12 protein-coding genes are annotated in these 13,428 nt (G+C 66.6%); 9 read left to right on the top strand and 3 right to left on the bottom strand.

The window, feature by feature from the left end; all coding sequences use genetic code 11:
- Nucleotides 1–398: 398 nt before the first annotated feature.
- Entirely contained in the window at nt 399–1,046 is a 648-nt protein-coding gene (locus tag AB0H61_RS37665; protein WP_357313409.1) for a TetR/AcrR family transcriptional regulator, read from the bottom strand.
- Nucleotides 1,047–1,201: 155 nt separating this feature from the next.
- Between AB0H61_RS37665 and AB0H61_RS37660 the strand changes: the two genes are divergently transcribed.
- The 5 genes from AB0H61_RS37660 to AB0H61_RS37640 all read left to right on the top strand — a co-directional run bounded on the left by AB0H61_RS37660 (nt 1,202) and on the right by AB0H61_RS37640 (nt 5,992).
- The gene (locus AB0H61_RS37660; RefSeq protein ID WP_357313407.1) at nt 1,202–1,864 is read left to right on the top strand and encodes an SRPBCC family protein; all 663 of its coding nucleotides are present in this window, start codon (nt 1,202–1,204) and stop codon (nt 1,862–1,864) included.
- Between the two features lie 390 nt (nt 1,865–2,254).
- The gene (locus AB0H61_RS37655; protein ID WP_357313405.1) at nt 2,255–2,716 is read left to right on the top strand and encodes a hypothetical protein; all 462 of its coding nucleotides are present in this window, start codon (nt 2,255–2,257) and stop codon (nt 2,714–2,716) included.
- Nucleotides 2,717–2,982: 266 nt separating this feature from the next.
- The gene (locus tag AB0H61_RS37650) at nt 2,983–4,143 is read left to right on the top strand and encodes a hypothetical protein (RefSeq protein WP_357313403.1); all 1,161 of its coding nucleotides are present in this window, start codon (nt 2,983–2,985) and stop codon (nt 4,141–4,143) included.
- 119 nt (nt 4,144–4,262) lie between these two features.
- Complete coding sequence (locus tag AB0H61_RS37645) at nt 4,263–5,165, top strand: alpha/beta hydrolase (protein ID WP_357313401.1); 903 nt, start codon at nt 4,263–4,265, stop codon at nt 5,163–5,165.
- A gap of 65 nt (nt 5,166–5,230) precedes the next feature.
- On the top strand, nt 5,231–5,992 hold the full coding sequence (locus tag AB0H61_RS37640) for a MerR family transcriptional regulator (RefSeq protein ID WP_357313399.1): 762 nt from the start codon (nt 5,231–5,233) through the stop codon (nt 5,990–5,992).
- 114 nt (nt 5,993–6,106) lie between these two features.
- Here AB0H61_RS37640 and AB0H61_RS37635 read toward each other — a convergent pair whose 3' ends face one another.
- Nucleotides 6,107–6,706, bottom strand: coding sequence for a TetR/AcrR family transcriptional regulator (locus AB0H61_RS37635; RefSeq protein ID WP_357313397.1), 600 nt, complete (start codon nt 6,704–6,706; stop codon nt 6,107–6,109).
- A gap of 42 nt (nt 6,707–6,748) precedes the next feature.
- Here AB0H61_RS37635 and AB0H61_RS37630 point away from each other — a divergent pair, with 42 nt between their 5' ends.
- The gene (locus AB0H61_RS37630; RefSeq protein ID WP_357313395.1) at nt 6,749–8,392 is read left to right on the top strand and encodes an acyl-CoA dehydrogenase family protein; all 1,644 of its coding nucleotides are present in this window, start codon (nt 6,749–6,751) and stop codon (nt 8,390–8,392) included.
- Nucleotides 8,393–8,642: 250 nt separating this feature from the next.
- The gene (locus AB0H61_RS37625) at nt 8,643–10,049 is read left to right on the top strand and encodes a selenium-binding protein SBP56-related protein (protein WP_357313392.1); all 1,407 of its coding nucleotides are present in this window, start codon (nt 8,643–8,645) and stop codon (nt 10,047–10,049) included.
- 129 nt (nt 10,050–10,178) lie between these two features.
- On the opposite strand, the gene AB0H61_RS37620 is transcribed toward AB0H61_RS37625, so the two are convergent.
- Nucleotides 10,179–11,219, bottom strand: a complete 1,041-nt coding sequence (locus AB0H61_RS37620; RefSeq protein WP_357313419.1) for an AraC family transcriptional regulator — start codon at nt 11,217–11,219, stop codon at nt 10,179–10,181.
- Nucleotides 11,220–11,514: 295 nt separating this feature from the next.
- Here AB0H61_RS37620 and AB0H61_RS37615 point away from each other — a divergent pair, with 295 nt between their 5' ends.
- Nucleotides 11,515–12,489 (top strand): quinone oxidoreductase, encoded by a 975-nt coding sequence (locus AB0H61_RS37615; RefSeq protein WP_357313390.1) that lies wholly within the window; start codon nt 11,515–11,517, stop codon nt 12,487–12,489.
- Nucleotides 12,490–12,532: 43 nt separating this feature from the next.
- A complete protein-coding gene (locus tag AB0H61_RS37610) occupies nt 12,533–13,426 on the top strand; it encodes a TauD/TfdA family dioxygenase (protein ID WP_357313388.1) in 894 nt (297 codons plus the stop codon).
- Nucleotides 13,427–13,428 lie beyond the last annotated feature (2 nt).

Genomic DNA, 13,428 nt, shown 5'->3' with positions numbered 1-13,428 from the left:
CGCCGTAGGCGGCGGTGCGCAGGGTGGCCTTGTCCTGGTCGGTCAGGGTGGTGGTGATGGACATGTCGTGTACTCCTCGAAATCGGTTGTGGTACCGACTGGAACCTGTGTTGGTGCCGGTCGTTGTGTTCGATGTACATACTGTCGCGGGGCTGGCTGACACCGGACTGACACACGGCTGACACCTGCACTGACACCGCGATCGGCTATCCCGCTGACGATCACACGACCCGAGACCGCTACTCAGGACATCCGGTAATAGCCGCATACCGCGCGGTTCGGATCGGCCGCGACGTGGCAGCCTGCCTACGACATGCGCTGCGGCTCAGCGAGCCATCGGCCGGGGTGCGGCTACAGGATGAGAATCGACGGCATCGATACAGGGCCTGATGTCGTGGTCAGTGTGTCTCGAGGCTATTCAGTTCGTCGGAAAACAGTAGGGCGGGGTCGAACTCCATTCCGGTGAAGTGCCCGGCGAGTTCGAGCGAGAGGACGCCGTGGAGTCGGGTCCAGAAGGACACGGCGCCGTGGAGGGTTGTGGCTGGTACCGAGTGGTCGGCGGCCCATCGGCGATGATGTTCGAGGTGGGCGTCGAACGGTGTCGTTGGCTTGACGGGGGGTCGCGCGGAGAATGCCTCGATCAGCATCGTCATTATCTCGTTCGAGATCTCGGTGGTGTCGTCGGGGGCGTGGTAGCCGGGGACGGGTGTGCCGTAGATGAGGAAATATCGCTGAGGGTCGGCCAAAGCCCAATCCCGTAGGGCGTAGGCCAGCCCGGCCACATCGGCGCCGGAGTCTCGAGCCTCTCGCAGGGTGTCGCCGAGGCTCCGGTAGGCGTCGCGAATGAGTTCGGTGATCAACTCGTCACGGCTGGCAAAGTACCGGTACAGGGCGGGGCCGCTCATGCCCACCTGTTTGGCAATCGCGTTGAGCGACAGTGCGGATGCACCCGCTGTCGCGATCTGCTCCCAGGCGCACTGCTTGATCTCGGCCTGCATCTGCGCTCGATAGCGCTCCCGCGGGCTCTTGGCACCGGTTTCCGTCATGGACGACTCCTTCCGGCGGTACACCTGCCGCCAATTCTGGTTAGAGGCTATCACTTTTGCTCTTGCTTCTCACCGAGGACAGTTATATGGTCTAACCAACGCAAGATGCACTAACAAACGACCTTCGGGTCGGCCCGTCAACGAGGAGCAGAACCATGACCGACACTCGCCCGTCCAGCACTCCGAAGGCGCAAGCCGAGTCCGGCACCACCCGCCGCCGCGGGCGGGCCGCCCTGATCGGGATCGCGCTGACCGCCGCAATCCTGGGCGCCACCGTCGCACCGGCCCATGCCGGCGGCCCCACCGCGGACGCGGCACCGCTGACCTGCGACGGGAAGGGCATCGATCCCGCCGCGCCGATCCACTACCGAACCGAGGCTCTGATCAAGGCGCCACTGGACACCATCTGGAACCTTCAGGCCGATGTGGAACGCTGGCCGTCCTGGCAGAAGGCCGTTACCAGCATGAAGCGCCTGGATTCCGGGCCGCTGCAGGCCGATTCGCAGTTCCGGTGGACCACTCCCGCCCCCGCCACCGCCACAACCCCCGCGACCACCCTGACCATCACCTCCACCGTCCATCAGCTGGAACCCGGCCGGTGCATCCGATGGAGCGGTCCGGCGGTCGGTGACGGGATGGCCATCGACGGCGGCATCCATGTCTGGACCTTCACCCCGATGGACGGCGGCGTCCTCGTGCGCACCGAGGAGAACTGGAATGGAGCCCAGGTCGAAGCAGACGTGCCGACCTCCACCTACTTTCTCGGTGCCGGTCTCGAAGCCTGGCTGGCCGACCTGCGGACCGCCGCCGAACGATAGGGGAACAACCATGCCCGCCAACACATCTCGGCATGGCGGCACAGATCGAATCAATTACCTCGCTGCGCGGTCCGTCAGCGTCGCAGCCTTGTAATGCCACCTACCGCGCCGCAGCGGCTTACGGGCGAGACCCGCTGCGGCGCAAGACATCCTGCGATCAGCGTAAGTCGTTGTGTGTCAAACAGTTCGGTCGATGCCCCCGTCCGTCGTCCGGCTGGGCGGAGATGGGGTCGGTCCCCATAGCGTGCCGGCGAGGTCCCGAGCCGGCGGCATCACTCCAAGACACGCCCCGGACGACCATTTGGTGATCGGTGCCGGTCCGCGCCACCGGCCGCGCTGCTATAGTCCACGGCGACAACGGCTTTCGCCGTGACCTTCGAGGTGGGGGAAATGACAATGCGTCGATCGGTGCTTCTTTCGATGTCGACTGCGGGTATGGCGGCCGCACTGCTGTCCACGGCGCCCTTCGCGGCCGCCGAGGCGCCTGAAGAGGCCCGGCTCGCGGCCTGCGACATCGGGGTCGTCCTGTCCGAGTACGACTACACCGATTTGGACGCCTACGCTCAGCGGGTGCTCGAGCGCAGTACGGGGGAGTGGTATGCGGAGTTCTCCTCGAGCTTTCCCGAACTCCGCGACAGGATGCGTGCCGTGGAGGTGCGGTCCACTGCGGGCGAGGTCCGGTGCGGCACGCTCTCGGGCGATGCCACCCGCGCCGAGGTGCTGGTGCACCTGCGTCAGGATCTGCGGAAGGCGGCGACAAATGGTCAGGTGGAGTCCCAGCAGGTGGTCATGGTGATGGTGCTGGAGAATGTCGGCGGGCGCTGGCTGGTCTCCCGTGTCACCGCGGCCTGATGTCGTTTCGATAGGCGGGCAATCCAACCCGCTGCGCCAAGGGGCAACCGGGACGGCGCCCCGCCGAAGCTAGGGCCTAGCTGACTGCCCCTGCCTCTGCCTGGATGCCGGGCCGAGAACTGGGTGCGCAGAATCGGTCGGTCCTCACCTCCCGCGACGCGAGTCCGATCTTGTAGGGTGGCAAGCCCAGGTGGCATGGAGACGGGGGAGTTGTCATGGAACGCAGGGGTTTACGACGATATCTCGGGGCCGTTGTGGTAACCGTGATGGCCTCCACGGGCGCCGGTGGCGTGGTGGAGGCGAGCCCCGGAACACCGGCCGACCGCCCTCTCGTGGTCAGTCTGCCCGCTCCGACGGGACGCTATCCGGTCGGTGTCAGCGACTGGCATCTGACCGACATCAACCGCGTCGATCCGTGGGATCCCAGTCGTCGCCGCGAACTGATGGTGCAGATCTGGTACCCGGCCGCCGACGGAGCCGTCACGCCGACGGCACCGTGGATGCCGCCGGGCGGCCGGGAAGAACAAGCCGACTACCTGGCCAAACTCGATGTCCCCTCTGATGGCTGGACTCTCGCTCCCAGCCATAGCCGTCGCGACGCGCCTGCCCGCATCGACGGTGGGCGGTTTCCGATTCTGTTGAATTCGCCCGGAATGGATGACACGACGGGTTGGAGCACCGCCCAGGCCGAGGATCTCGCAAGCCACGGATACATCGTGGTCGCGATCAACCACACCCATGAAGCATTCGCGGTCCAGTTCCCCGACGGACACACCGAACGCAGTGCGGTGCCGTTGGATTCACCGCAGCACGTGCTGCCCGATCTGCTGCTACCGACCCGGGTAGCCGATGCGAGGTTCGTTCTCGATCAACTCGCTGGGGCCGCAGAACAATCGGCCCGCGGTGCCGACCTGCCGCAACAACTCGCCGAGGACCTGGACCTGTCAAAGGTCGGCATGTTCGGCCACTCCCTCGGTGGGTCGACCACCGCCCAAACTATGCACGACGACCACAGAGTCCGCGCCGGTGTCGACCTGGACGGGCCGATACTCGGCTCCGTCGCCGGCGACGGGCTCGATCGGCCGCTGCTGATGCTGGCCAGCGACACCTCACCCTGGTTCGGGCATCCGGGCTGGGAACCGAGCTGGGCAACGAATACCGGATTGAAACTCCCGCTTCGCGTCGCCGGCACACGGCATATGTCCTTCTGCGACCAGCAGACCATTCTGCCGCAGCTGGCCACTGCCGGCCTGGTCGATGCAGCCAAGGAATCCGACGCGGTCGGATCCATCGATCCCCACCGTTCGATCGACCTGCAACGCGCCTACCTACTGGCCTACTTCGACGCCAGCCTGGGTCGAACCGATACCAACATCATCGAAACGATCACGCGCCTCGCGTGGCCGGAGATGCTTCCGCATCCCTGAGACTGCTCGTGCATCCGTGGTGTCGGGGTGCAGATCCGTCCCGGCCGACGAGGCATGTTTCGGGTACCGCGGCGGAAGGGCTTGACCCTGACCCTGCGTTAGGGTTGGAGCCTTGTCACATGACCAATGACATCACTTCCTCGACTCGGCTCGCTCCGCCGATCGGCGGGTTCCAGGAAATCGACGGCCGCCGTGTTTTCGTGCATCGGTCGGGCAGCGGCGGACCGGCCGTCGTGTTCCTGCCCGGCGCGAGCGCGGTCGGTCTGGACTATTTCGCTGTCCAGCAACAGGTTTCGCAATTCACCACCGCTGTGGTCTACGACCGTGGCGGCACGGGCTACAGCGATTCGCTGCCTCTGCCGCGCACTGCCGCCGCGGTTGCGACGGAACTGCGCGAGCTGCTGCGCGCCGAGAACATCACCGCCCCTTACGTTCTCGCGGCGCACTCGCTCGGTGGCTTCTACGCGTATCGGTTCGCGCAGTTGTACCCGCAGGACGTGGCGGGACTGGTCTGGTTGGACACCTTGCACCGCGACTGGGACGACTTCATGCCTCCCACTGCGAGTCTGGCCGCGGCCGAGCGGATGGCACCTGATCTGGAGCAGCTCCGACAGATGCGCCCGGCCCTGCGCGAGATGCACGCCGCGTTGCACGCGGACTACCCGGAGCACATATGGCAACCACTGATCGATGCCAAGGTGAGCGACGAATGGTTGCGGGTCGGCATCGCCGAGCGTGCCGCCTTGACCGACCGCGCCACCGAATTGCGAGCGGGGCCGAGCATTCCCGATGTCCCGATGGTCGCGCTCACCGTGGTGGGCGACGATCCCGCCCAGCAGACGCTGACCTCGCCGGAGATGAAGGACGCCAAGACGAGAATGGACGCGGCCCTGGTGAGCGGAGTCTCGCACGGGGAACAGCGCATCCTCTCCGACACCCTCCACCACCGGCTCTGCTTCGACCGCCCCGATGCCGTAGTCCAGGCGATCCGAGACGTTGTGGACCGGGCGGCGCACCGCTGAGTTCACCCACCCCGCCGGCTCCGCAAGCTCCGCCGTCACGCCATCCCCCTAGACTCGGCACGACCATGCCCGACGACGACAGGGGAACGGTGCTGACCATCGGCCGGCTTGCGGCGACCGCGGGCGTGACCGTGCGCGCCGTTCGCCACTACCATCACGTCGGCCTGCTGCCCGAGCCCGAGCGCGATGCCTCCGGCTACCGCCGCTACAGCGCGCAAGCGGCGGTGGATCTCATCCGGATCAAGACCCTCGCTGACGCCGGTGTTCCGCTGGCACGTATCGACGCGCTGCTCCACGCACAGCCGACCGAATTCGCCGCGGCCATCACCGACATCGATGCCGAATTGCAGCGCAAGATCGACCAGCTCACCGAATTCCGCAGCCGCATCGCCGATCTGGCGAGCGGCGAAAATCTTGTCCTGCCCCCCGAGGTTGTCGCCATCCTGAACCAGATGCGCGGTCTCGGCGTCAGCGAACGGAGAGTACGAGCCGAGCGGGACTCGTGGATCCTGCTGCAGGCACTGGACCCGCAGGCCATGCCGCAGCGGATACGGGACAAGACCGCGGGCCTCGACGACCCCGAGACGACGCGCCTGTATCTCGCCTGCGATCGAGCAGTCGACTGGGATCCCCACGATCCACGCCTGGACCGGCTCATCGACGACCTGGACGCATGGGAGATCGAACACGAACGAGACAGCAGCCGACCGGAGAGCCTGCAGCTGATCTCTTTCCGGATCTCCGAGGCGTCACCGGCATGGCAACGCATCATCGAAGCGCTCGCCCACCGAGCCGAGCGGCGCCGAACTGCCGGGCACCACAGCTGAAGCGGGCACCGAGCTCACCTACCGCCGGAAATGAGCCAGAGCCACGAATTCGGTGCATCCGTCCGGTGGGTTTCTCGGTCGCTCAACAGGATTCGCTTGGAGTGGCCACCGCCCTCAGCTCTGTCCTTGCTGCGGTGCGGGGAGGCCGAGGGTGGCCGCGACGTACCGCCACAGCAGCGCGGTGGCCGTTTCCGTGGACACGCGTGGCACGGTTCGTAGCTGCTGCGCCAGTGCGTGGCGCAGTCCTCCGATGATGTAGGCGCCCGCGCTGTCGGGGTCGATGTCGGCGTCGAGTTGGCCGAGTTGCTGGCCGCGCCGGATATTGCGTGCCGTGGCATCGCTGACGCGCTGGATCAGCAGAGGTTCCACTTCGGCAATCTGCGGATCGGGGGCCGCGCGGTTCAGGAAGATCTCGGCCAGCGGATCAGCAAAGTGGTAGTCGACGATCCGGCGCGTGCGTTCGCGCTCCCGTGCGCTCCAGTCGGACTCATCCGGCAGTCCCTCGTCGGACAGGAGCGTGTCGAGACCGTCGTAGAACGACGTGTAGATCGCCGTGACCAGTCCGGCTTTGGATCCGAAATGGTGGTAGAGAGCACCGCTTGTGACCCCGGCCCGCCGGGTGACCGATGCGAGGTCGAGGGTGCCGTGCCCGGCTAGGAGCTCGGCCCTAGCCGCGGTGAGGAGTTGTTGACGTCCCAGTGGTGCGCGTGCCATGGTCTTAGCATAACACAACTACGTTATGTTTCGGAGGCGTTCATGACCCATGTGGTTTTCAACCAGGTTCCCCCGCTGACCGGCCACAATCCGGCCGACGATCCGGCTCTGCTGGAAGGTCTGCACCGGGACGGGGGCGGCGAGGCCGAGGCCGAGGTTCGGGAGGTCGGCGCCATGGCCGCCTCGGAACAGGTCCAGGCGTGGGCGCGGCAGGCCAACGCTCATCGACCTGTCCTGCGCACCCACGATCGGTATGGGCACCGCATCGATGAGGTCGAGTTCGATCCCGCCTGGCACGAGGTGATGGCTCGCGCGGTCGGCTACGGGCTGCACGGATCGGCCTGGGCCGACGACCGGCCCTACGCACACCTCGCTCGGGCGGCGAAGCTGTACGTCTGGCCGACGGAGGCCGGTCACATCTGCCCGATCTCGATGACCTACGCCAGCGTCGCCGCGCTGCGGCAGAGCCCCACCCTGGCGAGTTCCTATGAGCCGCTGCTGGTCTCGCGGTCCTATGATTTCGGGCTTCGACCGCCGCTGACCAAATCGGGCCTGATTGCGGGTATGTCGATGACCGAGAAGCAGGGAGGCTCGGATCTGCGCGCTGTCACCACCCGTGCCGTGCCGCAGGCCGACGGCTCCTATCTGGTCACCGGACACAAATGGTTCACCTCGGCCCCGATGAGCGACATCTTCCTGCTCCTGGCCCAGGCGCCCGGCGGGCTGTCGTGCTTCCTGCTCCCGCGGGTCCTACCCGACGGCACCCGCAACCGCATGCACCTGCAGCGGCTCAAGGACAAACTCGGTAACCACTCCAACGCCTCCGCCGAGGTCGAGTACGCCGAAGCGACGGCCTGGCTGGTCGGCGAGGAAGGCCGCGGTGTGTCGACGATTCTCCAGATGGTCAATCTGACCCGATTGGACTGTGTGATCGGCGCTGCCTCGGGCATGCGGGCCGGCCTCACTCAAGCTGTCCACCACGCCGCTCACCGCCGTGCGTTCGGCCGCCAGCTCATCGACCAGCCGCTCATGCGCAACGTCCTGGCGGATCTGGCAGTCGAAGCCGAGGCTGCCACCACCTTGATGACCAGGCTCGCGGCCGCGACCGACCGGGCGAAGAACGGCGACGAGGCCGAGGACCACTTCCAACGGCTCACGCTCGCCGTGTCGAAGTACTGGCTGTGCAAGCGTTGGCCGGCACATATCGCCGAAGCCCTCGAATGCCTCGGCGGCAACGGCTATGTCGAGGAATCGGGGATGCCCATGCTCTACCGTGAAGCACCGGTTCTGGGGATCTGGGAAGGCTCCGGCAACGTCGCGGCGCTCGACGTGCTGCGCGCCATGGCCAAGCAGCCGGAGACGGTCGCCGCTTTCCTCGCCGAAGTCGACAAAGCCGCCGGCGCAGACCGAAATCTCGATGTCGCCGCCGACCGTCTGCGCACCGAGCTCGGCGCCCTGCTCACCGCCGACGATCTGGACCTCGTCCAAGCTGGAGCCCGCCGCCTCGTCGAAAACATGGCCCTTACCCTGCAGGGCTCGCTCCTGGTCAGGCACGGACACCCAGCGGTAGCGGACGCGTTCTGCGCCACCCGCTTGCACCGCGACTGGGGATCCGCCTACGGAACTCTGCCCACAGCCCTCGACACCACGCCGATCATCGAACGGGCCCGACTCAAAGCCATTTAGCACAACCTCGAAGTCCTGGCGCGAGACCCCAACGGTGTCGCGTCAGTGACAACGAAGTCCTGTCGGTAGCGACTCCCGTGCGCTCGGCCACCGTGCCGGCGGTAGCTGGTGGATCTACGTCGAAAGGCCGAGACTGGTTACTGCCTGCCCGCGCCATTACGGCACGCGACGACACGGGTCCCGCCCACCTCGGAACCGCCAGATCGGGCAAGGTGCGTGGGTCCGTCCATCGGCATGAAGGAGGCTGGAAATGAATCACGTAGATACGGACCCGACCTTCTATCGCAGCGCGGCGGACGCGGCTGCCGCCCCAGCGGAGCGGCTCGCATACGTTGTGGCGTTCGACCGCGCGGCACAGAAGCCGGATGCACTGTCAGTAGTCGATGTGGATCCGGGCTCGGCCACCTATGGCCGGGTGGTGGGCTGGACCGAGGTACCCCACCTGGGCAACGAGCTGCACCATTTCGGCTGGAACGTCTGCAGCAGCGCGCTGATGCACGAGGGCCACCACATGGAGGGGCTGGCCCGGCGGTACCTGATCGTGCCGGGTCTGCGCTCGTCGCGCTTGTACGTGTTCGACACCCAACCCGACCCACGCCAGCCCAGCCTGTCCAAGATCGTGGACAGCTCCGAGCTCGCGGCCAAGGCCGGCTACTCCCGTCCACACACGCTGCACTGTGGGCCGGACGGTGTGTTCATGACCTGCCTCGGCGGGGCAGACGGATCGGACGGGCCGGGCGGGATCGCGCTGCTCGATCACGACACATTCGATGTGCTGCGGCAATGGGAGACCGACCGCGGGCCGCAATACTTCGCGTACGACGCCTGGTGGCATCTCAATCAGAACACGCTGATCAGCAGCGAGTGGGGCACCCCGTCGATGATCGAGGACGGGCTGAAACCGGAGCTGCTGCTGGCCAACAAGTACGGCCACGCGATCCACTTCTGGGACCTCACCGCCGGCAGGCACCAGCAGCGGATCGACCTCGGCGAGCACCACCAGATGCCACTCGAGCTGCGCCCTTCGCACGATCCGGACGCTACCTGGGGGTTCGTCGGCGTGGTGATCTCGACCGAGGATTTGTCGGCCTCCGTGTGGCGTTGGCACCGCGACGATGGCGTGTGGGCAGTCGACAAGGTGATCACCATCCCGGCCGAGCCGGCCGATCCCGACCTGCTGCCGCCGGCGCTGAAAGCGTTCGGCGCGGTGCCGCCGCTGGTCAGCGACATCGACCTGTCGGTCGATGACGCATACCTCTACGTCTCGTGCTGGGGTACCGGAGAGCTGAAGCAGTTCGACGTGCGCGATCCGGCCAACCCGAAACAGACCGGGTCGGTCCGGCTCGGCGGGGTCGTGGGTCGCACCGCCCACCCGGCCGCGCCGGATCAGCCGCTTTCCGGCGGTCCCCAGATGGTCGAGATCAGCCGTGACGGTCGGCGGGTCTACCTCACCAACTCGCTCTACAGCGCGTGGGACGACCAGTTCTACCCGGATGGGGTGGGCGCCTGGATGGCCATGATGCGCACCGAACCCAACGGCGGAATGACCATCGACGAGTCGTTCTTCCCGCACGATGAGGACTTTCGAGGTCTGCGGGTGCACCAGGTGCGCCTCCAGGGCGGCGACGCCTCCTCCGACTCCTACTGCTACCGGTAGACGGGTCGAGCAAGTTCAGAAACCTTCAGACAGCGCGCGTGCCGGTGCTTGAGCGTGTCATCTGCTGGGCGAGCAGGCACCGCGCACGCTCATGCCTATCGGGCCATTTCGCGCGCCGTCCGGTGGCGTTCACCGCCGCCGTGGCCGTCTCGGCGTAGGCGTCATGTGCTTGGTGGTCGTGCCGGTTCGCCATTGAGTGGGGCTGCATCCGTGGCGTTGGCGGAACCAGCGGGAAAAGTTGCCTGGTGAGGAGAAGGCGAGTAGTTCGGCGATCTCGGTGAGTGTGTGGCGGCGGTTGGTGACCAGGTGCTGGGCGAGTTCGTCACGGGTGGCATCCAGCAGGGTGGTGAAGGTTTGGCCTTCGGCGGCGAGGTGGCGGTGGATGGTGCGGCGGTCGACGCCGAGGCTGCGGGCGATCTGTTCTACCGAGCAGCGTCCAGTGGGCAGGAGCAGTTCGATGAGTTCGCGGACCCGGTCGATGGTGGTCACGGTGGGGGCATCGCGCACGGAGTCGAAGAACTGCCGGGCGTAGGCACGCAGCTGGGGCTCCGACATGGCGTTGGCGGCGTCGAGATCGGTGGTGTAGGTGAGGATTCCGTTGAAGTCCTGGTCGAAGCTGATGTGCGGACCGAGGAGGCGGTGGTGCGTGCGGCGGTCGCGGGGGGCGGGGTGGGTGAAGCGGACTTCCAATGGCTGCCAATCGGTTCCGAGGAATCCGCGGAGGAGTCCATGGAGGACGCCGACAGCCAGTTCGACGGCTTGCCGGGTTTCGCCGGGTTCCCCGAGGTCGAGGGTCAAGCGGATAGTGGCGATGCCGTTGTGCTCGGTGAGGCGGGTGTGCAGGGCCTCGTTGTACAGGTGGTCGTGCCGGGAGATGACCCGCAGGGCGCTGCGGGCGTCGGGTTCGTCTCGGATGATCAGGCTGAGTGGGCCCAAGTTGGCGAAGCGGCGCCGTTCGGCCAACCGTAGCCCGAAGTCCTCGCATCCCGCCGCCATCGCCGAGCGTTCGAGCAGCTCGGCGATGGCGGCAGCGGGTACCCAGCGGTCCTGCAGGCTCAGGCTGGCCGGGTCGAGACCGGCTGCGCGGATCAGCTCGACCGGGGCGAAGCCGAGCGATTGGCCGAGTTCGACGTAGCCGTGCAGTGCGGCGTAGCGGGCCAGCGGCTTCAACACGTCTCCCAATGTCCCGAGTTGAATGAAATCCTGTCCCGTCAGGATAAGCGATGGCTAGCGATCGCGCCTACTGTGGGTCTCACTACAGCCGCGGTGATCAGTGGAAGGAGGAGATCGTGATCGGTGAGCGCACCCGATACGGCCTTCCGCAGACATCGCGGACTCGGTAGTCCGAACACGCCGTAGCCGCCCGTGCGCGGGCGCGTGGATGGCGGAGCCGGACCCCGCACGTCGGACATGAGGACCGACCGTGCCCGCATGCGGTACGGCCGCGTCGAAGAGGAGATTCACTGTGGCACACGCTGTTCGCTTCTACGAGACCGGTGGCCCGGAGGTATTGCGCTGGAATGAGATCCAAGTAGGCGAGCCGGGCCCCGGCCAGGTGCGTATCCGGCATGAGGCGGTAGGGCTGAACTTCGCCGACACCTACTTCCGCAGCGGCCTGTACCCGGCCGCGCTGCCTGCGGGCATGGGTGTCGAGGCGGCCGGGATCATCGAGGCCGTCGGCCCCGAGGTCGACGCTTTCCGACCTGGCGACCGGGTCACCTACACCGGCAGTCCCTTGGGCGCCTACAGCACCGAGCGGGTGATGCCCGCCGAACATCTGATCCGGTTGCGGGACGAGATCGGTTTCGACACGGCCGCGTCGATGACGATGCGAGGCCTGACGACCGCATATCTGCTGCGCCGCATTCATCCACTGCGCGCGGGGGACACTGTGCTGTTGCACGCGGCGGCCGGTGGTGTGGGGTTGATCTTCCTGCAGTGGGCGAAGTTGTTGGGCCTCACTGTGATCGGAACGGTGTCGAGCGAGGAGAAGGCCGAGATCGCCCGGGCGCACGGCTGCGATCACGTGGTGATCTACACCCGCGAGGACGTCGCCGTACGGGTGCGGGAGCTCACCGGCGGGGCCGGTGTGCCGGTCGTCTACGACAGCATCGGCAAAACCACCTATCAGACGTCGCTGGATTCGCTGGCACGGCGGGGGTTGCTGGTGTGCTTCGGCACCGCCTCCGGGCCGGTGCCGCCCATCGATGCCATGCAGTTGGCGGTCAAGGGCTCGCTGTTCGTCACCCGCCCCGCCCTCGCGGACTACATCGCCGACCCCGCCGAGCGCGCGGAGCTGGCCGGAGAACTGTTCGACCATGTCGCGGCGGGGCGGATCCGCATCGAAATCAACCAGCGCTACGAGCTGCCCGATGCGGTGCGCGCGCACCGCGACCTGGAATCCGGCCGCAGCATCGGTTCCTCGGTCTTCACACTCTGACACCCCGGCCGCCGCGGCGGCGTGACCCCATGGAGGACTTCTTATGACATCCCTTGCCCCACTACCGGATTCGACGAAGCGCGGCTCGATCCGGGTGCAGCCGTTGACCTGCACGATCGGCGCCGAACTGTTCGATGTCGACCTCGCGCAGGTGGCCGGTGACGACACGCTGTTCGCCGAGTTGCGCGCTCTGCTGCTCGAGCACAAGGTGCTGTTCGTCCGCGACCAAGACATCAGCCGCGCCGATCACATCGCTCTCGCACAGCGTTTCGGCCCGCTGGAGGACCATCCCGTGGCGGGTAGCGATCCCGACCACCCGGGCTTGGTGCGCATCTACAAGGACCTCGACAGCCCGCCCGAACACTATGAGAACGCCTACCACTGCGATGCGACGTGGCGGCAGAACCCGCCCATGGGCTGTGTGCTGCGCTGCGTGGAAACGCCGCCGGTGGGCGGTGACACCATCTGGGTGAATATGGTCGAGGCCTATCGGCGCCTGCCCGAACACGTGCGACAGCGTATTCAGGGGCTGCGGGCCAAGCACAGCATCGAAGCCAGCTTCGGCGCGGCCATGCCGATCGACGAACGCCACGACCTCGCGCAGCGTTTCCCCGACGCCGAGCATCCGGTGGTGCGCACCCACCCCGAGACCGGCGAGCAGATCTTGTTCGTCAATTCCTTCACCACGCACCTGGTCAACTACCACACGCCCCAGAACGTGCGCTCCGGCGCCGACTACGCACCGGGGGCGGGCGAGTTGCTGCACTACCTGATGCGGCAGGCGAGCATCCCCGAATACCAGGTGCGCTGGCGGTGGACGAACAACAGCTTCGCCATCTGGGACAACCGCTCGACCCAGCACTACGCGGTCCAGGACTACTGGCCCGCGGTCCGAAAGATGGAGCGTGCCGGGATCGTCGGCGACCCAACTCACTGAAA

The sequence above is a fragment of the Nocardia sp. NPDC050710 genome (assembly GCF_040654375.1).
Classification (GTDB): Bacteria; Actinomycetota; Actinomycetes; order Mycobacteriales; family Mycobacteriaceae; genus Nocardia.
This window is presented reverse-complemented; position numbering and strand designations above follow the sequence as displayed.